The organism is Thermotalea metallivorans (assembly GCF_001562415.1).
Classification (GTDB): domain Bacteria; phylum Bacillota; class Clostridia; order Peptostreptococcales; family Thermotaleaceae; genus Thermotalea; species Thermotalea metallivorans.
Genome location: NZ_LOEE01000030.1, coordinates 75,877 through 96,333 on the forward strand (window position 1 = coordinate 75,877; position 20,457 = coordinate 96,333).

Sequence of the window (20,457 nt, forward strand, 5' to 3'; positions counted from 1 at the left end):
AAAAGCACAGATAAGGGCAACTTAAGCAGAGTATACCACTTTGTTTTAAGTTGCCTTTTCGTGGGTTTGTTTACAAATTTTTATGAAGGTCTATAATACAAGAAAGAAAATATATACGAGGAGAGAGCATATGAAGTTGATAGATTTGATGCAAAATGCCGACATCCTTCATTGGATGGGAGATCGAGACATGGAGATCCAGGGAGTGGCCTATGATTCCAGAAGGATTGAACAAGATTTTGTTTTTGTGTGTATCCAAGGCATGAAGGCCGATGGACATGATTTTATTCAGCAGGCCATTGAAAAGGGTGCAAAGGCCATTGTTGTAGAAAAGGATGTAGAAGTCCATCCCTCTATTGCCGTGGTGAAAGTACCCAACGGCAGAAAGGCCTTATCCCAAATTGGAGCAAATTTTTATGGAAACCCGTCGGCTCAGATGGATATTATTGGGGTTACGGGAACCAATGGAAAAACCACCGTCACCCATTGGATTAAGCAAATTTTAGAAACCAATGGGACAAATAGCGGCTTAATCGGAACATTGTCATATAAAATTTTAGATAAAGAGTATAAAGCCAGCAATACGACGCCGGAATCTTTGGAATTGCACAGATTGTTTCGAGAAATGCTGGATTTTCGGGTAGATACCTGTACGATGGAAGTATCTTCCCATTCTTTGGAATTGGATCGGGTTGCCCATGTACATTTTAACGTTGGCGTATTTACAAATTTGACACCGGATCATATGGATTTCCACGGCAATATTGAAAACTATAGGAAAGCTAAAACCAAGCTTTTCTATCAAACGACCTTGGGTAATGTCATCAATATTGATGATTTGTATGGACAGCAAATCGCCGATGAGATAAAAAGATTAGATGCCCGATTGATTACCTACGGAATCAGTGAAAAAGCGGATATTTATGCTAAAGATATACAAATATCCCCTAAAGGCACCATCTACCATCTGGTTGCTCCGGAATTTGAAGGAAAAATCAGAATAAATATACCGGGAATGTTTTCTGTATATAACTCTCTTGCCGCCATTGGGGCATGCTATGCTCTTGGTTATGGGTTTGAGGAAATTAAAAAAGGCGTGGAAAACTTTAAGGGTGTTCCAGGACGTTTTGAACTGGTGGAGGATACGAAAGATATGACCATTGTGGTGGACTATGCCCATACGCCCGATGCCTTGGAAAATGTATTAAAGACTATCCAAGGCTTTTGCACTGGCAAGATTATTACAGTTTTTGGATGCGGCGGGGATCGGGATAAGAAAAAACGGCCTATGATGGGTGAGATTGCAGGCAGGCTTTCGGATTATTGCGTAATTACCAGTGATAATCCCAGAACGGAAGATCCCCAGGCAATTCTGAATGATATAGAAGTAGGCATAAAAGGAACCGATTGTAAATATAAAATGATATTAGATAGAAAAGAAGCTATTCGTGAAGCGATCCGAATGGGCAGACCGGAGGATATTATTCTCATTGCAGGAAAGGGACATGAAACCTATCAAATCATTGGCGAACAGGTCTTTGATTTTGACGATAAAAAAATTGCTCAGGAAATACTGAGGGAGGAAATAAAATGATGAATTTAACCATAAAAGAAATTATACAAGCAACGAAAGGAAAGCTGATAAAGGGCAGTGAAGAAACGACGATCCATGGAATTGCCACGGATTCAAGAAAATTAAAACCGGGAGAACTGTTTATTCCTTTCATTGGAGAAAAAATGAATGGACATGTTTTTATTGAGGATGTATTGAAACTTGGGGCTGCGGGTGTTTTTACCAGCGAAAAAAATAAGGATTATCCCATATTTTATGCCGGTCAGAGTGTTATTCAGGTAACGGACACGCTAAAGGCCTTTCAGGATCTTGCCAGATATTATATGAAAAAGTTTTCTATTCCTGTTGTGGGAGTGACGGGCAGTACGGGGAAGACTTCTACCAAAGATATGATTTATGCAGTGCTGTCACAAAAGTATAAGGTATTGAAAAATGAGGGGAATTTTAACAATCATATCGGGTTGCCGCTGACTGTATTCCAGTTGGAGCCGGAACACGAAGCGGCGATTTTTGAGATGGGAATGCGTGGACTTGGTGAAATCGATTTATTGGCTGAATTAGTAAGACCGGATATTGCCGTGATTACCAATATTGGCCTTTCCCATATTGAACGTTTAGGTTCTCAGGAAAATATTTTGAAGGCGAAGATGGAGATTACCAATTATTTCTCGGAGGAAAACCGACTGGTGATCAATGGCGATGATGCCTATTTAAGCACCTTAAAGGATCAAAATTTAGGCTTTCACATAATTTACATCGGCATCCATGGAAGGTATAATTATATTGCTGACAATGTAGAAGATCTGGGTGAAAATGGAAGTCGCTTTTGCCTTGTCACAGAGGGAGTCAAATACCCCTTTGAATTAAAAGTACCAGGAAAACATAACATCTATAATGCTCTTTGTGCAATTGCTGTAGGCCTCGAGCTGGGTGTAAGCATGGAACTGATCCAAAAGGCTTTAAAAGCCTTCGAGGGCAGCAAAATGAGGCTGAATATTCTCCATACAAAAGAAAATATCAAAGTAATCAATGATGCATATAATGCCAGTCCGGACTCGATGATCTCTGCCCTCCGGGTATTGGATAAGACCGTTTCCAATAGGAAGATAGCATGCCTTGGCGATATGCTTGAAATGGGAGAATTTGCAGAGCAAGGTCATTATCTTGTGGGCAGGGAAGTTGCCAAGGGACATATTGATATGTTGCTTGCCGCAGGATTTCATGCAGGACACATGGCAAGGGGTGCCATGGAAAATGGCTTTCCTTCGGAAAAGATATTTATCTGTGGAAACAATCAGGAGGCCATCAGCATTTTGAAAGAAGTACTCAAGGAAGGGGATGCAGTTTTAGTCAAAGGATCCCGAGGAATGAAAATGGAAGAAATCGTTGAGTATATACTAGAGAGGAGTTAAACCAATGATGCCGTATTCACAATTGGTGGTGACAATCGTCATTGCATTCTTTATTACACTGGTTTTAGGACCCATCGTAATTCCCTTGTTGCATAGGTTGAAGGTAGGACAAAGCATTCGGGATGAGGGACCTAAATCCCACATGACCAAATCGGGAACCCCTACCATGGGCGGTTTGATTATGATTGCTGCAATTGCCATAACAACTCTAACCTCAGGAACGATTAATAAAGATTTGTATGTGATTCTTTTTGCAACCATTGCTTTTGGACTTATAGGATTCATTGATGATTTTATTAAAGTGGTATTAAGAAGAAATCTTGGGCTGAAAGCCCATCAAAAACTGATCGGACAGATTATTGTTGCTGTCATCATTGCCCTATACCAGTCAAAAGTATCCGTCACCGGAACGAAAATATTGATTCCTTTTGTCCAAGGAGCAAACAAATACTTAGATTTGGGAATGCTGTATGTTCCATTTATTGCTTTTGTAGTTGTAGCTACGGCAAACGGTGTAAATCTTACCGATGGATTAGATGGTCTTGCAGCAGGAGTTACGTTGATTGTTTCTTCTTTTTTTAGTTTGGTAGCAATGCATTGGGGGTATCCCAGCATTGCTGTATTTTGCGGTGCTTTAACAGGTGCATGTTTGGGCTTTTTAAGATTTAACGCCCATCCTGCTAGGGTATTTATGGGAGACACAGGGTCCATGGCTTTGGGAGGAGCTGTTGCAACCATTGCAATTTTAATGAATTTGACTTTATTTATCCCTATCGTGGGAGGCATATATTTTGCAGAAACCCTGTCTGTGATGATGCAAGTAGCCTCCTTTAAGCTTACGGGAAAGAGAATTTTTAAAATGAGTCCCCTTCATCATCATTTTGAACTATCAGGCTGGAAGGAGACAAAGGTTGTGGTGGTATTCTGGTCAGTTACTCTTTTGCTTTGCATCATAGGACTGTTTGGATTGAACTAAGGAATAGAATATAAAGGCAGGTGTACCCAATGATAATGAAAGATAAAAAGATTCTTGTGGTGGGATTGGCGGTTTCCGGAGTACCAACCGTAAATGCATTGATACAATTAGGTGCAAAGGTAACGGTGAATGATATTAAAAAAGAAGAACAGTTGCAGGAAGTGATAGCGCTCTTGGATCAGGAGGATATTGACTGTATCTTTGGGCGACATCCGGAAAATGTTGACGGGTATGATATGCTTGTGCTCAGTCCCGGGGTTCCTACGGATCTTCCCTTTATCATGAAAGCAAAGGAAAGAAATATCCCGGTGATCGGGGAACTAGAGCTGGCCTATAGGATTTGTAGAGGAACCTTCGTTGCCATTACAGGTACCAACGGAAAAACAACGACTACTGCTTTGACAGGCAAAATATTTGAAAATGCCTGTCGGGAAACCTATGTAGTGGGAAATATTGGCGTTGCCGCAGTATCGAAGGCTTTAGAAGCAAGCAAAGATGCGCTGATGATTACAGAGGTCAGCAGTTTTCAGTTGGAAAGCATCGTTGATTTTAAACCTCATATTGCTGCAATTTTGAATATTACGCCGGATCATTTGAACAGACACAAAACCATGGAAAATTATGTTGCGGCCAAGGCCAATATTTTCAAAAACCAGACAAAAGAAGATTTTCTTGTACTGAATGCTGACAATGATGAAGCTTACAGGTTATCCTCCCAAGCAAAATCTACGGTGATCCCCTTTAGCAGAAAAAAACATTTGGATAGGGGTGCTTTTTTAGTAGGAGAAAATATTGTAGTGAAGGAAGACGGTCAGGAGTATCAGATGGTATGCAGTATAAATGATTTGAATATCCCCGGCAACCATAATGTGGAGAATGCTTTGGCGGCTGTGGCCATGGCCTATTGGGGTGGGATTGATATCCAGACCATTGCTCAAACTTTAAAAAGTTTTATGGGTGTTGCCCATAGAACGGAAATTGTGGGGGAGATTCATGGTGTCCGATTTATCAATGATTCCAAAGGAACCAATCCCGATGCGTCCATCAAAGCCATAGAAGCTATGAAAGTGCCCATCGTTTTAATTGCAGGAGGAATGGATAAGGGCAGTGAATTTGATGAGTTTATCCTTGCTTTTCACGGAAAAGTGAAGCATATGGTTTTATTGGGAGAAACCGCAGTCAAAATAAAGAATACCGCCGAAAAACATGGTTTTTACCCATGCACGATTGTAAAAGATATGGAGGAAGCCGTGGAAGAAGCTTACCGTATTGCAGAAAAAGGAGACGTAATCCTGTTGTCTCCTGCTTGTGCAAGCTGGGATATGTATAAAAATTTTGAAGAGAGAGGCAGGCATTTTAAAGACTGTGTGGAAAGGTTGAGGAGGTCGCAATGATGACCAAAAAAAGATCCAGTGATTTTACCCTAATGCTGACAGTACTCATACTGGTAGTCATAGGGGTTATCATGGTTTTTAGTGCAAGTTATGCCTATGCCTATTTTCGATTGGGTGACGGATACCATTTTTTAAAAAGAGATCTTCTTTGGGCCAGTGTAGGTCTTTGCGGCATGCTTGTTGCGATGAATTTCGATTATTGGCGGTATAAAAAGATTGCGCCTTTGGGATATATTGTAAGTTTAATTTTATTGATTTTGGTATTAACACCTTTAGGAATCGAATACAATGGAGCAAAAAGATGGCTTGGCGTGGGGGGATTTACCATCATGCCATCGGAAATTGCGAAAATATGCGCCATTTTGTTTGTGGCATCTTCATTGTCAACGAATCCGGATAAAATCAAGGATTTTTTCAAGGGTGTTGTACCTTATTTAATTGTTATCGGCATATATTTCGGACTGATCATCCTACAGCCTAACCTTAGTACTGCCGTAACTATTTCAGCAATTATCATGGTGATGATGTTTGTAACAGGGATGCGCTGGAGTCATCTTACTTTGATGGGGGCGGGAGGTATTGCTTTGATTGTAGTCATGATTTTGATAAAGCCCTATCGGATGCTGCGATTGACAGGTTTTTTGGACCCTTTTGCAGATCCTAAGGGTACCGGCTATCAGGTGATTCAGTCTCTTTTGGCCTTGGGATCCGGAGGATTATTTGGCGTAGGTTTGGGAAAAAGCATCCAAAAATATCTTTACATACCGGAACCGCAAAATGATTTCATTTTTGCCATCATTGGAGAAGAATTGGGGTTTGTTGGCTGTGTTGCAGTCATTATACTTTATCTGCTGCTTATATGGAGGGGTGTGAGAATTGCCATCAATGCACCCGATTTATTCAGCTGTCTGCTTGCCACAGGGGTTACTGCAATGGTGGCAGTACAAGTGATTATCAATATTGCCGTGGCAACGTCATCCATGCCGGTTACAGGAATACCATTGCCTTTTATCAGTTGGGGCGGGACATCACTGGCAATTTTTATGACGGCAATCGGTGTGTTATTGAATATTTCCAGATATGCAAATTTAGATAGGAGTTGAAGAAATGAGAGTGCTCATTGCAGGCGGAGGGACTGGAGGACATATCTATCCTGCCATTGCCATAGCCAATAAAATTCAAGACAGTATGAAAAATGCACAAATCTTATTTGTTGGGACAGAGAAAGGTTTAGAAAGGGAATTGGTGCCCAAGGCAGGCTATAGGCTGGAAACCATCACCATAAGCGGTTTTAAACGGAAATTATCCATGGATACCCTTAAATCGATCCGGGATCTGTTCTGGGGAATCAAAGATGCCGTATCCCTTATTAAAAAGTTTAAACCGGATATTGTGATCGGCACAGGGGGATATGTTTGTGGACCTGTGGTCTTTGTAGCTTCCTTGATGAATATCAAAACGTTAATCCATGAGCAAAATGTTATACCGGGAGTCACCAATAAAATATTAGGCAGATTTGTAAACAAAATATTGGTTAGCTTTGAGGATTCAAAAAAATATTTTCATGACCGCAGCAAAATCGTCGTTACAGGAAATCCTGTGAGAAATGATTTTATCCATTTTGATAAGGAGCAACTGAGAAAAGAATTAAACATTCATGATCATAGGCTGGTAGTTACCTCCTTTGGCGGAAGCAGGGGTGCTGAAAAGATCAATGATGTCATGATAGAAGTGATAAAGGGATTGAATGATAGAAAAGATATTCATATTTTTCATATTACCGGGGAAATACATTATCATGGTGTAATGGAAAAATTGAAAAAAGCACAGTTTGTTTTTGGTTCAAACATATCTGTCCAGCCCTATGCCCATGATATGCCAAAGCTGATGGGAGCTTCAGATCTAATCATAAGCAGGGCAGGTGCAATTACCTTGGCTGAAATTACTGCCATGGGTTTGCCATCCATATTAATACCGTCTCCTTACGTGACCAACAACCACCAGGAGCATAATGCCAGGCTACTTGAAAAAAATGGGGCTGCAGTAGTATTGCTCGAGAAGGGGTTAAATGATAAGAATATAGTGGACTTATTGCAACTATTTTTAAAGGATCGACAAAGATTGGAGGATATGGCATTCAAGAGTAAAACACTAGGAAAAACCAATGCTACGGATGTTATTTATGCAAATATTTTAAATTTAATCAATGGAGATAATGTTTGCATTTGAAGGGAGAAGACAAATATTCTCATACTGTAACACCTCCGGGGAATATGCATATTATGAGTAATATATTGTGTTTTGCTTTTTTTGATGAATCTGAGCTTACACAAAACGTAATTTGCATAGACAGCATGTCGATTTATGTTCAAGACTTCCAGGAGGTGAAGTATGTGAGTAAATTTGTGATCCATGGCGGCAATAAATTGCACGGCGAAATAAGGATTGGTGGCGCCAAGAATGCCGTATTGCCCATTTTGGCGGCTACCATATTAAGCGGAAAAGAGAGTATATTAAGAGATTGCCCCAACTTGAAAGACGTTCATACGATGATTGAAATTCTACGATCTGTCGGCTGTAAAATCAGCTTTCAAGATTCCGTAATTGTTGTGGATTCCAGTACCCTGTATTCCCATGAAATTCCTGAGAGCTTAGTTCGTGAAATGAGGTCTTCCATATTTTTAATGGGACCAATGCTGGGACGGTGTGGTAAAATTAAGATAAGTTATCCCGGCGGATGTGAGATCGGACCGAGACCCATTGACTTGCATATCAAGGCGTTAAAAGCCTTAGGGGTTCAGATTACAGAAGCCCATGGTTTTCTGGAATGTGAAGTCCAAAAGCTGAAGGGTTGTGAAATTCACTTAGACTATCCCAGTGTAGGGGCCACAGAAAATGCTATGCTAGCCGCGGCCATGGCGGAAGGGACCACAAGGATTATTAATGCTGCAAAAGAACCAGAAATTGTAGATTTGCAGAATTTTATGTTAAAAATGGGTGCAAAGATTTATGGTGCTGGAACAAGTGAAATTGTTATTGAAGGAGTCAAAGAATTGAAAAGGGCTGAATATAAAATTATGCCCGATCGAATTGTCACAGGTACCATGTTGGCTGCCGGAGCCATTACCGGAGGATACATTGTCGTAACCAATGCGATTCCAAGCCATGTCCAGCCTGTGGTTTCTAAATTGAAGGAATGTGGATGCCTCATTCTTGAGAAAGGCAATACCTTAACATTAAAGGCACCCGAAAGAGTAAAAGCCGTGGATATGATCAAGACGCTGCCCTATCCTGGTTTTCCTACGGATATGCAGGCCCAATTCATGGCGCTGATGACGGTGGCGAAAGGCACAAGTTTTTTTACCGAAACCATATTTGAAAACCGGTATAAGCATGTGGATGAATTGGTCAGGATGGGCGCTAAAATCAAGATTGACGGCAGGGTGGCCGTGGTGAAAGGCGTGCCGAAACTAACCGGCGCAAAGGTTTGTGCGAAAGATTTGAGAGGTGGTGCGGCTTTAGTGATTGCAGGCCTTGCGGCAGAGGGGGAAACAACGGTAGAAGATATTATCCATATAGAACGGGGATATGAACAGTTTGATAAAATGTTGGAACAACTGGGTGCACATATATACAGGATACAATAAAAAGATTTTTGTTCTGAATCTTCCGGTATGAAATTCGATGATTTGTAGGCAGATTTTTATGAAATTTTATACGGCGTCCATCCTGACCCGCCAGTGGTCAGGGGGTTCTGCCGTAGTCGTTATAAGGCAGCTTTTGCTGCTCTTTCATTAACCCAAGGAATTAGACAAGTTGTCAAGGTGATCACATGATGCATAGGAATAACTCTAAAGTTGAAAGGCGGATAAAGAAAAACAGAGTCAAAGCGATTTTATTGATTCTACTGTTGCTTTGTACCGTTACATCGATTATTATATTGAAAACAGATATATTCTATATAAAAACATTGGAAATCAATGGTAATAAGAAGCTTTCGAAAGAGGATGTATTGACATATGCAGAAAATGCAGTAGGGTACAATATTTTTAAAATAAAACTAAAAAAAGTAAGGGAAAATTTACTTCGAAATCCCTATATCAAGACCGCAGAAATTCAAAGAAAGCTGCCGGATCAACTGATGATTGAAATTATCGAAAGAAAAGAAGCAGCCGTTGTCCCTTTTATGGGAAATTATTTCATTATTGATGATGAAGGCATTGTACTAAAAGGGGATACCCATGCCTCCGGACTAAAGGTGATAACAGGTTTGGAGTTTAGCAATTTCATGGAAGGGTCCATGCTTCAGGTTGCTGATCAGGAGCAGCTGGATAAGGCCCTTTTGATTGTCAAGGCAATGGAGGGTGTCCAAATAGATGTGAAAGAAATCGATGTAACCAATAAAAAAAATATTATTGTTCGATTAAACGACAATTTGTATTGTAAGTTAGGTGAGGGAAATAATTTAAATTATAAGCTGCAATTGTTGTTCAACATATTGTCAGATTTGCAATCGAAAGATATTACCAGGGGTGTAATTGATATTAGCCATGAAGGCTATCCCAGCTATAGACCTGTAGAATAGGAGGAAATCATGGGATGAAGGGGATAAAAGGACGGCTGGTTGTAGGCATGGTGTGTGTAGTTTTAGGTTTGGTGCTGGCCTTGCAATTCAGAAGTGTACAGGGAAATTATGACGATTGGAGGGCGCCTACCCAGAAGGCTCAGGAACTAGCAGGTCAGCTAAAAAAGATCAGGGATGAAAAGCAGAAGCTTTTGACTCAAATCAATGCTTTGGAGCTCAAAAAAAAAGAAATTGAGGAGATAGAGTCCAAGGAGGATGGATTAATTAAAAGCCTTGGGGAAGAGCTTGAAAAATATAAAATTATTTCAGGTGCAAGGAGTGTAAAAGGACCCGGTGTTGTTGTGGTGGTAGATGATCCACCGCCAGGTTCCGAGTATGCCTCCGATGTCAGTGTGATCATGGTAAATTATGATTTGCTGCTCAGCTTGATCAATAAACTGAATGATGCAGGGGCGGAGGCTATATCTATTAATGATCAGCGAATTGTTTCCAATACGGCGATACACTTGGCCGGCAATAATGTAAACATCAACGCTGTTCCCACGGGGCCCCCATTTGTTATCAAAGCCATCGGAAACCCCGATACATTGGAGGCAACCCTAAACGTAAGATTTGGAATTGTCTGGGTCATGAGAGATACCTATAACCTTCAGATTACTGTGAAAAAACAGGATGAGGTGATCATTCCCGGGTACAATCAAATTACAAAATTTATATATGCAAAACCTGTTGAAAGCACGGTGCAATAGACGAAATATATCTTTACCATCATATAGGAGAAGAAGGTGAAACCATTGATTATTGCCATTATCGGTTTGATGATCGGCGTTGTGCTAGGGTTGTATTTGCCGATCACATATCCCACATCCTATTCCTTATATATGTCAGTGGCCATACTGGCAGCTTTAGATTCTGTATTTGGTGGGATCCGGTCCCATATGGAGGGAAGGTTTAACTCGACCATATTTGTAACCGGATTTTTTGGAAATGCTATTCTTGCCGGCATTCTGGCATATATTGGGGATCGCTTAGGAGTCCCCTTGTATTATGCAGCAATATTTGCATTTGGAGGAAGATTATTCCAAAACTTTGCAATGATAAGGAGATATCTTATTGAGAGAATCAGCAAAAAATAATTTTTTTATTTTGAAAAAAGGATATTTGAATAGTACGTTGAAATTAGTATTAATATAATAATGTTAATTTCATAACGTTGCTAGTTGTTTTTACGCATAGGCATTTCTTTTTCAGCAACATCATGAAGTAGTCAATAGATTCGGTAGTTATAAGCGTTTTATCAATATTCAATATTTTCATAGCCGTATGAAGGGGGTAATTTTGTGTTAGAATTTGATGTTGATATGGAGCAATTCGCGCAAATTAAGGTTATTGGTGTTGGAGGCGGTGGAAATAACGCTGTCAATAGAATGATTGAATCACAGCTAAAGGGAGTACAGTTTATCGCTGTCAATACAGATAAACAAGCTCTATTTACCTCTAAAGCAGAATATAAAATCCAAATTGGTGAGAAGCTTTCCAAAGGATTGGGTGCCGGAGCAAATCCTGAAATAGGAAGAAAGGCTGCTGAGGAAAGCAGGGATGATATATATCAGGCTTTACAAGGAGCTGATATGGTATTTGTTACAGCCGGCATGGGCGGTGGGACCGGAACAGGTGCTGCGCCCATTGTTGCAGAAATTGCAAAAGAAATGGGAATTCTAACGGTGGGGGTAGTTACAAAGCCTTTTACCTTTGAAGGAAGAAGAAGAATGATGCATGCGGAGCAGGGCATTGAAGAACTGAAAGCAAGGGTGGATACGCTGGTAACAATTCCAAATGACCGGCTGCTTCAGGTGGTTGAAAAGAAAACCTCTATCGTTGAGGCTTTTAAAATAGCCGATGATGTATTGAGACAAGGGGTCCAAGGCATATCTGATTTGATTGCTGTTCCGGGATTGGTAAACTTGGATTTTGCCGATGTAAAAACCATTATGTTTGAACAAGGTCTAGCCCATATGGGAATCGGCAGGGGTAGTGGAGAACACAGAGCCACAGAGGCTGCGAAGCAGGCAATACATAGCCCGTTGCTGGAGACTTCTATTGAGGGAGCAAAGGGAGTGCTTTTGAATATTACGGGAGGTCCCAATTTAGGATTATTTGAAGTGAATGAAGCTGCCGAGCTGGTAGCACAGGCTGCAGATCCTGATGCCAATATTATCTTTGGTGCCGTTATTGATGAAGACTTAAAGGATGAGCTAAGAATTACAGTCATAGCAACGGGTTTTGAACATAAAGCAGTTTCATCTAAGAATCTATTGACTGCCAAAGAGATTCGTTTAGGCCACATCAAAGATGAGAGCCCAGTCCAAGAAGGGGATGATTTGGATATCCCGACGTTTTTAAGAAGAAGAAGGTAGCGTGAAGGTCGTTTAGGTAACTAAACGGCCTTTTGTCGTATTATGATAATTTTTAGAAATGATTTTTGTATTTTCGACTTCAAACAGTGACAAAAAAATAAAGGAACTTGCTATATAATAGACATAAACCATAGGACAATTGAATAGATGTATAACAAATAGAACGATCTTCCATACCGGAGGAATGTATATGATAGAGGTATATGGGGAATATCTGTTTATCGAAAACCTGTTGATGAATTGGTTGATTTTATACTTGACAGCCCATTTCAGCAAAACAAAAGTGCCAAGATACAAAATATGGGCAGGAGCAGCCCTAGGAGCCTTTTATGCCTTTGTTGTTTTTTTTCCTTCTCTTACTTTTTTGTACTCTATGCTGATGAAAATCATTGCTTCCATGTTTATCATCGTCATCACCTTTATGCCTTATCAATTCAAACATTTTTTTAAGTTGTTGGGTATTTTTTATCTGATTTCTTTTATGTTCGGGGGGGCTGCTTTTGCTTTATTTTATTTGACGGATTTTCATGGTCTGTTAAGCAACGGCATATTCTATTTTGGAAATTTCTCCTTGAAACTGCTGATATACTCCGGCATTGTTGCTTACATTCTCATGAAATACTGCTGGGAATACATTCAAATCAAAATTTCAAGGGAAAAAATTTGCATTCCTATTCGGATTCAAATAGAAAATCAGAAAAGTGAAGTAAAGGCACTGATTGATACTGGAAATTCTCTCCACGATCCCTTATCAAAATATCCCGTAATCGTCGTGGAATATACAGCGATTAAAGAATTGCTGCCCTTGGATATACAAAACATATTTCATCAGTCTCAAGATATAGATTTGGACTTAATTACAGGAATTATCCAAAATTCCGAATGGATCAATCGATTCAGGATGATACCGTTTAAATCCTTAGGGAAAGAGAACGGCATGCTCATCGGTTTTAAACCTGATTGTGTGGAGTTGCAGGATAAAAACCGTTCAAAATGCATTCAGGAAATCATCATAGGCATTTATACGAAAACATTATCCCCCGATGGAGATTATCATGCACTATTGCATCCTGATATTTTAGCATAAAATATTTCTCGAATGGAGGCGTATCCCCATGAGCATTTTCAAAAAAATAAAACTATTCTATAGAATATATGTTGTAAAACTTTTGAGGAAAGCAAAGATTTTGGATCCGGAGACGATATTTTACATAGGAGGCAGTGAAGCATTGCCCCCGCCTTTAAGCCCCGATGAGGAATTATTTTTGGTTGACAGGCTTGGCCAAGATGACGGTGCCGTAAGAACTATTTTGATTGAGAGAAACTTAAGATTGGTTGTATATATCGCAAGAAAATTTGAAAATACGGGGGTCGGAGTAGAAGACTTAATCTCCATAGGCACAATCGGTTTAATCAAAGCCGTCAATACATTCGATCCTGATAAAAAAATTAAATTGGCTACCTATGCATCCAGGTGCATAGAAAATGAGATTTTAATGTATTTGAGAAGAAACAGCAAAGCAAAGGCAGAGATATCCTTTGATGAGCCGCTGAATATCGATTGGGATGGAAATGAACTGCTGCTATCTGATATATTGGGCACCGACAATGATTTAATTTATAAATTTTTAGAAGAAGAGGTAGACAAAGAATTGCTGGAAATTGCCCTAAAGAAATTATCCAAAAGGGAAAAGAAGATTATGGAATTAAGATTTGGCTTGAATAATGGTGAAGAAAAAACCCAAAAAGAAGTGGCAGATATGCTTGGAATTTCACAATCCTATATTTCCAGGCTTGAAAAAAGAATCATCTATAGGTTGAAAAAAGAAATCAGTCGAATGACATAGCAGCTTGTAGGGGCTGCTTTTTTAAAGTTTTTGAAAAGGAATCAGGTATAAACAAAAAGGGAGGCGGCAATAATTTTTAAATGTAAGGGGGCAATAATCCATAGAAATGGAGGAATTGTCATGCATATCAACAAAGTAGAGATCTGCGGTGTAAATACTTCTAAACTCCCTGTACTAACCAATGCAGAAATGCGGGAATTGTTTAAAAAAATACATGAAGGGGATATGTCAGCCAGGGAAAAATTCATTCAAGGAAATTTAAGATTGGTATTAAGTGTGATACAAAGGTTTAATAATCGTGGGGAACACGTGGACGATTTATTTCAAGTGGGATGTATTGGATTAATAAAAGCCATAGACAATTTTGATTTAAGTCAAAACGTAAAATTTTCTACCTATGCTGTACCCATGATTATTGGTGAAATAAGAAGGTATTTGCGAGACAACAATGCCATCCGCGTCAGTCGATCTTTAAGAGATACGGCCTATAAAGCCCTCCAAATCAGGGATCAATTAATCAATAAAAACTCCAAGGAGCCGACGGTTTCGGAGATAGCAAAAGAATTAAACATTCCTCGAGAAGAGGTGGTATTTGCCTTAGATGCTATACAAGATCCCATATCTTTGTTTGAACCCATCTACCATGACAGCGGTGATGCTATTTTTGTCATGGACCAGGTAAGTGATGAAAAGAGTGAAGATGAGGTATGGTTAGAGGGAATTGCCTTACGGGAAGCATTGCGCAAACTCAGCGATCGGGAAAAATTGATATTGACCTTGAGGTTTTTTGAAGGACGGACCCAAATGGAGGTAGCAGAGGAAATCGGAATATCCCAGGCCCAGGTATCCAGATTAGAAAAAACGGCTTTAAAACATATGCGAAAATATATATAAAACAAAAGCAGCAGCAGCTTTTGTTTTTTTTGTGTAAACAAAAGAGCTTTTGTACCTAAAAGGGGAATCGGCCTATGCTGGATATTTCATTATATTGGATTTTTGAATGAAAAACAATAAGGTTATATTAGAATGAACAACAATAAAAACATAAAAATTTTTAATTCATACAAATTAATTCTACAAATCATATTGACAAGAAATATTTTCCATGGTATTTTATTGGAAAGGCATATTTTTACTTTTCAGGTGATGTTTAGGCATTATGCTAATCTCGGAGGGGGACAATCTGTCGAATAAAAAGATAATGTATTTCATCCTTATCATGACCATGCTGTCAATATTTCAAAGTGGATGTACACAAACACAATAACTATATGATACAAGGATGTGTATATATTATGTTGCACATTAGGTCGCCAGACAAACTTAAAAAGGCTTTCGTATATCCGTCGAACTACTGACCCTTCCGAAGTCTTTTAGTGGGCGGATATTTAAAAGCCTATACCATTAGTATATGATAGTTTGTATTTTGCCACAATACATTTCAGCAACGAACAATAAAAAATGGAGGTAGGATAACATGAGAAAAATATTATCATTAATTCTGGCGGTAGTTTTTGTTTTTTCCAATATTGCGGGAGTAAGTGCAGAATCTTCTGATAAGGATACACAGATCGATAACAAAGAAGTTGTTCATAAGCTCGGAGGAAGTTCGGGGGATGTAACAATACAGGGAATAAATCCTCCACCAGCGGGTAATCCTTGGCTTTTGAATAGCGGGGCTTATAATTTTAGTTTCCAGTTTGACTCAAATCTATATCAAAATACTACTATGAAGACCAGTACTGGTACGATAAGTTTTACCTTAACATCAAAGTCGGACTGGATACATACTACTAACACTACGTTTGAATTTAAATTATATAAAAAAGGATTATTTGGAGATACTTTAATAGGTAGTAGAACATGTGCTAGAGATGGGAAATCAACTGGTTCATTTACTGGACTTGATACAAAAGCAGAATACTATTTTATGCTATCAAAAGCTACTGATGGAGTTATTTTAAGCGGTTCTGGATCAATAAAGCAGTAGTTTTCTGACTTGATTTTGTGAAATACAGACTGTTAGTATTTTTAGCTAGCAGTCTGTTGAATTCACTTGTGATTTATTACATTGTTTATATAAAACAATAGGAGTGAAATCAATGCTTATAAATTCGAATTTTTTATTCATTACTGTTATTCCCTTGTGGTTAATTTGGAAAATTATTAATTTGGGATCAAAGCTTTATAAAAGGTTAGAGATTAGGATAGGGTTTGAAATTCTAAAAGCCTTGTTTTTCTTTTATATTTTACTGTTAATTTCAATAACGCTTTTTCCTATAAGAGTAAATATGCCCGATAATAACTACATATCATATAATTTCATACCGTTTAAAAGCATAATCCATATGCAAAGGCATGGATTTTACATGTTTACAAGAAATGTTTTAGGAAACATTATAATTTTTGCTCCCTTCGGATTTTTAACCCCGATGATTTGTAAAAATTTTAGTAAGTTAGCAAAAGTAATATTATACAGTTTCCTACTCTCATTAATAATTGAAGCATTGCAATCTATTGGTTTTATAGAAAGAAGAAGTTTCGATGTGGATGATTTACTACTGAATACTATTGGAGCTATTGCTGGCTTTATTCTTTACAAAGCTTTTATTGCATTGATGCCTTTGTTAAGAAAACTAATTGGATTACCTTACATTTTAAGAAAATCATAAGCGTTTGCTTATCCATATTTCATTGAAGTAGAAATTACATTTGACCGGCAGCTTCAATGACTTTTAGATAGACGCAATGAACTTATAGCAATCTTATGCTTATAAAGAAGTAAAGTAATGGAACGTCATATAAGGAATAATGGCGTAGTAAAAATAAAATAAAATGTAATAAAAATAATGTAATGATATAGAAAATATATAAAAAATATAAGTAAATTTAACAAAAAAATGTTTATTTTTTTAGAAAAATATGATGTATTTTTAAAAAAGATAAAAAATAGAAACAATTTTAAAAAGAAAAGGTGAAAAGATACGATGTATTTCATGGAAGACACAATCCTGCCCCCGGGGGAAAAGATTAGAAGAATACGGGCTTTTTTAGGAGCAAAGCAAGGCTACATCACCGGTAATAAATTCACAAGGAATTTGATCAGCTACATAGAAAACGGAAAAACAAGATTGGTTCGGGACACGGCTGAAATTATTGCAGAGAATTTGATGAGGATCGCAGAAGAACAAAAAAATCCCATTTATATTACAGCAGACTACCTGATGGAAAATGAACTGCAGCAGGCCAATCGGATTTTAGAAAAACTTTTCCAGCGGATGAAAGAGTATCTGCAATCCAACGAAAGGCTGTTTATGGAGAATTTTCGTCGGGCAGAGGAGATTTTGGCCGATTGGGATATTCCAGACAAAAAAGCCGTGATTTATGAATTGATGGGTGATTTTTACTATGACAAAGAGGACTTTCATGACAGCTATATCTATCATATCAAGTCTTTAGAAAACTATATACGTATCAACCATCATGTAAAAATGGCATCTACTTATTCCAAATTAGGCAGAGCATGCATTGAAATGAAGAACTATCAAGATACTATTAATTTGAATAATCACGGCATGTTGGTTTTGGAAAGTCACCATATAGAAGAACCTTTTATCATGAAAAAACTTTTGTTTAACAATGCTGCAGCGTATATAGAATCGGGTTTATATGATGAGGCTATTGCGGTTTTGGATAAACTGACAGCAAAGTACAGTGATTTTACAGATGAGCAACGGATGGATATTTTGATCTCTAAAGGGAACTGTTGCTTAGGGAAGGAAGAGCTTCGTGATGCCAGAAAACTGCTGGAGCAGGTCGTAGAAATGGCCCCAAAGAGTAAGAATCTGGAAAGGAAGGCTATGGCCTATAAAAACCTGAGTGATGTGTATGAAAAGAAGGGCGACCTAGAGAAGGCCGTGGAATACAACCGCAAGAGTTTGGATATCCGTGAAGTCCATGGAAGCAGATTCTTAAAAACTACTTTATTGGACTTGGGAAAGAGATATTATCGCACAGGAAACTATGAGGAAGCTGAAAAAATACTGTTAAAGACCTTAGAAGAAGTAAAGGGGAAAAATGATAGGCCCTTGCGGGCAGAAGCCTATCGCTATCTTGCCAAAGTCTATAGGGAAGCCGGTAAAGATAAGGAACTGGATGCTTTGGTGGAAGAGGTTATTGAGAATAAAAGGGAGTTTAAAGAGGTATTTTTCGAAGCAGTCTATTATTATGTCGATAGGGATATGGATAGGAGCAAAGAACTGTTAAGGTTGGGATTGGAAGATTCCCAATAAAAATAAAAGATCCAAGGGGGATTACCATGAAAATGAAAAAAATAGCTATATTTACTGTGGTTACCATGCTGCTGAATCTGGCCATCGGTACAGCGATGATCTATGCAGATCAACCGCCTTTGAAATCAAAACCGCCTGTCACTACTGCTGATCAGCCGTCATGGGGTTAAACGCAGTTTTTATGAAAAATGCTTTGAGAGTCTTTATGGAATCATGACAGAATATTAAGGAAAAGAGGTAGGTGGTTTAGATTTTTTATTCTATTTTCAAAACTCTAAGCCACCTTTTTACCATAAAGTCAGCATTTGAAAAGAATAAGTGATCTTTTGCAGTAAGGATGTATTTACACGAAGAACGATAGAAGATGTCTGTCAATACATAGAAAGCAATTTCTCATATAAAGTCGTTAGTGAAAATTGCGAAGAGAATTCCTGCTTTTTAAATAAAATGATAGAAATAACCAAAAGTAATATAAACCATTATGTAAAAAGCAACAATATTCATTTAGAGTCAATGTAAATAAAAATCTACAAATTATTTTCTGATCGCAGAAATAATGACTTTTTCAAAAAGCTTTTAACAAACTCTTTCTGTTATGATGATTGTTTGTGTAACTTTTGTACAAAGATCTTTTGAGGAGGAAGAAAATGAAGGTAGATTCAATGAATGCAATAGGTGGAATGAATCATACTTATACCAAAACGATAAGGAGAGTCAACAAAGAAAGTCATTTATCCCAAAATGAAATAAATACTTTGATTAGCGAAAAGACTAAGAATACATTTAAGCCAGTAGATATAAAAGCAATCAATGCCAGTTGTTACAGACAGTATCTGATGAATAATGTTGGAGAAACAGTATTTGATTTATCAAAGTTAGAAGAGAAGATGGAAAATCAGCCGGCATTTCCGGAAGTGAAACAATTTACAGATGATCTTGGAAGAACCAGATTTAGGTGTTATTTAGTGAAGCCAAATTCAGACAGGCTAATTACAGTAGATGTGGCATTGCTCAATTATGATGGAGATCAAAAAATGGATGAGCAAACTTTCATGAATACGATTGGGAAAGCAATTTTAGTATTGGATAGGCATATAACCATGTCAAAGAATTTAGGAGATACCGTTCCCGATCATATAGCGCCAGAATTTACATTTGACAAGACTTCCAATCGTATAGATCTTTCCTCTTTATTAAGGGAAACGAAAAATGATTTTATGGCAAGAACTTCAAGGAGTTTTAAAAGCATGAATCCGTTTTGGAATAAATTTGCAGAGAAAAAAATGATTGAGGAATATTACAAGGATTTAGAGGAATTTATTTTAGAAATAATTCAAAAAGATTTGAATAGATAATTGTTGTTTTAAGACAAGAACAATTTTATATCCTTATTCTAAACAAATATTGTAGAGCAATCGATAAGGATACTTACGAGTCCTCGCCGAAATCATAGGTGAGGACTATTATTTTATGTTCCTCATAAGAGAATTCATGGATTTATACATATATTGTGAGGCAAGCTTATATATATTTATATGAAGAAAATAATAACGAAAGTAGGTGTTGATATGATTAGTACATCTGATTTACGGCAAAAAGAGGTTATCAATATCGTGGATGGCCGTAGGTTAGGATTTATATCAGACATTGAAGTGAATCTGGAAAAAGGGAAAATAGATGCTTTGATTGTTCCGGGCCCAGGGAAGTTTCTTGGTATTTTTGGCAAGGATCATGATTATATCATCACTTGGAGCGAAATAAGGAAAATAGGAATGGATGTGATTCTGGTAGAGCTCAATGATGTGATTGTTACAAGGGAAGAACAAAACATTTCTAAAGAGGAAAAATAGCCTGTATTCCGGAAATACAGCAAATTGTGAGTAGACATACCATATTTCGTATAATATAATTTAAGTAGCACCATACATTGACGGAACCATACCATTGATCAGAATACAGGG

20 protein-coding genes are annotated in these 20,457 nt (G+C 38.1%); all 20 read left to right on the forward strand.

Going from position 1 to position 20,457, the window contains the following annotated elements; translation table 11 throughout:
* Positions 1–130 precede the first annotated feature (130 nt).
* Positions 131–1,594 (forward strand): UDP-N-acetylmuramoyl-L-alanyl-D-glutamate--2,6-diaminopimelate ligase, encoded by a 1,464-nt coding sequence (locus tag AN619_RS06900; RefSeq protein WP_068555989.1) that lies wholly within the window; start codon positions 131–133, stop codon positions 1,592–1,594.
* Positions 1,591–2,985 (forward strand): UDP-N-acetylmuramoyl-tripeptide--D-alanyl-D-alanine ligase, encoded by a 1,395-nt coding sequence (locus AN619_RS06905; protein ID WP_068555990.1) that lies wholly within the window; start codon positions 1,591–1,593, stop codon positions 2,983–2,985. Before AN619_RS06900 ends, AN619_RS06905 begins: the two co-directional genes overlap by 4 nt.
* 4 nt (positions 2,986–2,989) lie before the next feature.
* Entirely contained in the window at positions 2,990–3,961 is a 972-nt protein-coding gene (gene mraY, locus AN619_RS06910; RefSeq protein WP_068555991.1) for a phospho-N-acetylmuramoyl-pentapeptide-transferase, read from the forward strand.
* 29 nt (positions 3,962–3,990) lie between these two features.
* Positions 3,991–5,355: a UDP-N-acetylmuramoyl-L-alanine--D-glutamate ligase gene (murD, locus tag AN619_RS06915; RefSeq protein ID WP_068555992.1), complete on the forward strand. Its 1,365-nt coding sequence runs from the start codon at positions 3,991–3,993 to the stop codon at positions 5,353–5,355.
* Positions 5,355–6,458, forward strand: a complete 1,104-nt coding sequence (spoVE, locus tag AN619_RS06920; protein ID WP_068555993.1) for a stage V sporulation protein E — start codon at positions 5,355–5,357, stop codon at positions 6,456–6,458. Before murD ends, spoVE begins: the two co-directional genes overlap by 1 nt.
* A gap of 4 nt (positions 6,459–6,462) precedes the next feature.
* Positions 6,463–7,584 (forward strand): undecaprenyldiphospho-muramoylpentapeptide beta-N-acetylglucosaminyltransferase, encoded by a 1,122-nt coding sequence (gene murG, locus AN619_RS06925; protein ID WP_068555994.1) that lies wholly within the window; start codon positions 6,463–6,465, stop codon positions 7,582–7,584.
* Positions 7,585–7,748: 164 nt separating this feature from the next.
* Positions 7,749–9,002 carry a UDP-N-acetylglucosamine 1-carboxyvinyltransferase gene (murA, locus tag AN619_RS06930; protein ID WP_068556074.1) on the forward strand — a complete coding sequence of 418 codons (1,254 nt, stop codon included), beginning with the start codon at positions 7,749–7,751 and terminating at the stop codon, positions 9,000–9,002.
* 188 nt (positions 9,003–9,190) lie between these two features.
* On the forward strand, positions 9,191–9,940 hold the full coding sequence (locus AN619_RS06935; RefSeq protein WP_068555995.1) for a cell division protein FtsQ/DivIB: 750 nt from the start codon (positions 9,191–9,193) through the stop codon (positions 9,938–9,940).
* A 14-nt stretch (positions 9,941–9,954) separates the two neighbouring features.
* Positions 9,955–10,689, forward strand: a complete 735-nt coding sequence (locus AN619_RS06940) for a DUF881 domain-containing protein (RefSeq protein ID WP_068555996.1) — start codon at positions 9,955–9,957, stop codon at positions 10,687–10,689.
* 36 nt (positions 10,690–10,725) lie between these two features.
* Entirely contained in the window at positions 10,726–11,076 is a 351-nt protein-coding gene (locus tag AN619_RS06945; protein ID WP_330382047.1) for a small basic family protein, read from the forward strand.
* A 204-nt stretch (positions 11,077–11,280) separates the two neighbouring features.
* Positions 11,281–12,357 carry a cell division protein FtsZ gene (ftsZ, locus tag AN619_RS06950; RefSeq protein ID WP_068555997.1) on the forward strand — a complete coding sequence of 359 codons (1,077 nt, stop codon included), beginning with the start codon at positions 11,281–11,283 and terminating at the stop codon, positions 12,355–12,357.
* A gap of 190 nt (positions 12,358–12,547) precedes the next feature.
* Positions 12,548–13,444 (forward strand): sigma-E processing peptidase SpoIIGA, encoded by an 897-nt coding sequence (gene spoIIGA / locus AN619_RS06955; protein WP_242867341.1) that lies wholly within the window; start codon positions 12,548–12,550, stop codon positions 13,442–13,444.
* Positions 13,445–13,472: 28 nt separating this feature from the next.
* A complete protein-coding gene (gene sigE, locus AN619_RS06960) occupies positions 13,473–14,204 on the forward strand; it encodes an RNA polymerase sporulation sigma factor SigE (RefSeq protein ID WP_068555998.1) in 732 nt (243 codons plus the stop codon).
* 120 nt (positions 14,205–14,324) lie between these two features.
* Positions 14,325–15,098 carry an RNA polymerase sporulation sigma factor SigG gene (sigG, locus tag AN619_RS06965; RefSeq protein WP_068555999.1) on the forward strand — a complete coding sequence of 258 codons (774 nt, stop codon included), beginning with the start codon at positions 14,325–14,327 and terminating at the stop codon, positions 15,096–15,098.
* A 583-nt stretch (positions 15,099–15,681) separates the two neighbouring features.
* On the forward strand, positions 15,682–16,194 hold the full coding sequence (locus tag AN619_RS06970) for a hypothetical protein (RefSeq protein ID WP_068556000.1): 513 nt from the start codon (positions 15,682–15,684) through the stop codon (positions 16,192–16,194).
* Between the two features lie 112 nt (positions 16,195–16,306).
* Positions 16,307–16,876 carry a VanZ family protein gene (locus AN619_RS06975; protein ID WP_068556001.1) on the forward strand — a complete coding sequence of 190 codons (570 nt, stop codon included), beginning with the start codon at positions 16,307–16,309 and terminating at the stop codon, positions 16,874–16,876.
* Between the two features lie 315 nt (positions 16,877–17,191).
* Positions 17,192–18,496, forward strand: coding sequence for a tetratricopeptide repeat protein (locus AN619_RS06980; protein ID WP_068556002.1), 1,305 nt, complete (start codon positions 17,192–17,194; stop codon positions 18,494–18,496).
* A 26-nt stretch (positions 18,497–18,522) separates the two neighbouring features.
* Positions 18,523–18,666: a hypothetical protein gene (locus AN619_RS15900; protein ID WP_157064942.1), complete on the forward strand. Its 144-nt coding sequence runs from the start codon at positions 18,523–18,525 to the stop codon at positions 18,664–18,666.
* Positions 18,667–19,143: 477 nt separating this feature from the next.
* Positions 19,144–19,851, forward strand: coding sequence for a hypothetical protein (locus AN619_RS06985; RefSeq protein WP_068556003.1), 708 nt, complete (start codon positions 19,144–19,146; stop codon positions 19,849–19,851).
* Positions 19,852–20,064: 213 nt separating this feature from the next.
* A complete protein-coding gene (locus AN619_RS06990; RefSeq protein WP_068556004.1) occupies positions 20,065–20,346 on the forward strand; it encodes a YlmC/YmxH family sporulation protein in 282 nt (93 codons plus the stop codon).
* Positions 20,347–20,457 lie beyond the last annotated feature (111 nt).

Excerpts from the sequence above, each read along its gene's own strand:
- AN619_RS06975 (WP_068556001.1), top strand. The coding sequence starts at position 16,307 with ATGCTTATAAATTCGAATTTTTTATTCATTACTGTTATTCCCTTGTGG.
- murG (WP_068555994.1), top strand. The coding sequence starts at position 6,463 with ATGAGAGTGCTCATTGCAGGCGGAGGGACTGGAGGACATATCTATCCT.
- AN619_RS06900 (WP_068555989.1), top strand. The coding sequence starts at position 131 with ATGAAGTTGATAGATTTGATGCAAAATGCCGACATCCTTCATTGGATG.
- AN619_RS15900 (WP_157064942.1), top strand. The coding sequence starts at position 18,523 with ATGAAAATGAAAAAAATAGCTATATTTACTGTGGTTACCATGCTGCTG.
- spoVE (WP_068555993.1), top strand. The coding sequence starts at position 5,355 with ATGACCAAAAAAAGATCCAGTGATTTTACCCTAATGCTGACAGTACTC.
- AN619_RS06985 (WP_068556003.1), top strand. The coding sequence starts at position 19,144 with ATGAAGGTAGATTCAATGAATGCAATAGGTGGAATGAATCATACTTAT.
- AN619_RS06935 (WP_068555995.1), top strand. The coding sequence starts at position 9,191 with ATGCATAGGAATAACTCTAAAGTTGAAAGGCGGATAAAGAAAAACAGA.
- AN619_RS06905 (WP_068555990.1), top strand. The coding sequence starts at position 1,591 with ATGATGAATTTAACCATAAAAGAAATTATACAAGCAACGAAAGGAAAG.
- sigG (WP_068555999.1), top strand. The coding sequence starts at position 14,325 with ATGCATATCAACAAAGTAGAGATCTGCGGTGTAAATACTTCTAAACTC.
- AN619_RS06970 (WP_068556000.1), top strand. The coding sequence starts at position 15,682 with ATGAGAAAAATATTATCATTAATTCTGGCGGTAGTTTTTGTTTTTTCC.
- AN619_RS06990 (WP_068556004.1), top strand. The coding sequence starts at position 20,065 with ATGATTAGTACATCTGATTTACGGCAAAAAGAGGTTATCAATATCGTG.
- murD (WP_068555992.1), top strand. The coding sequence starts at position 3,991 with ATGATAATGAAAGATAAAAAGATTCTTGTGGTGGGATTGGCGGTTTCC.
- spoIIGA (WP_242867341.1), top strand. The coding sequence starts at position 12,548 with ATGATAGAGGTATATGGGGAATATCTGTTTATCGAAAACCTGTTGATG.
- AN619_RS06940 (WP_068555996.1), top strand. The coding sequence starts at position 9,955 with ATGAAGGGGATAAAAGGACGGCTGGTTGTAGGCATGGTGTGTGTAGTT.
- AN619_RS06980 (WP_068556002.1), top strand. The coding sequence starts at position 17,192 with ATGTATTTCATGGAAGACACAATCCTGCCCCCGGGGGAAAAGATTAGA.
- sigE (WP_068555998.1), top strand. The coding sequence starts at position 13,473 with ATGAGCATTTTCAAAAAAATAAAACTATTCTATAGAATATATGTTGTA.
- mraY (WP_068555991.1), top strand. The coding sequence starts at position 2,990 with ATGATGCCGTATTCACAATTGGTGGTGACAATCGTCATTGCATTCTTT.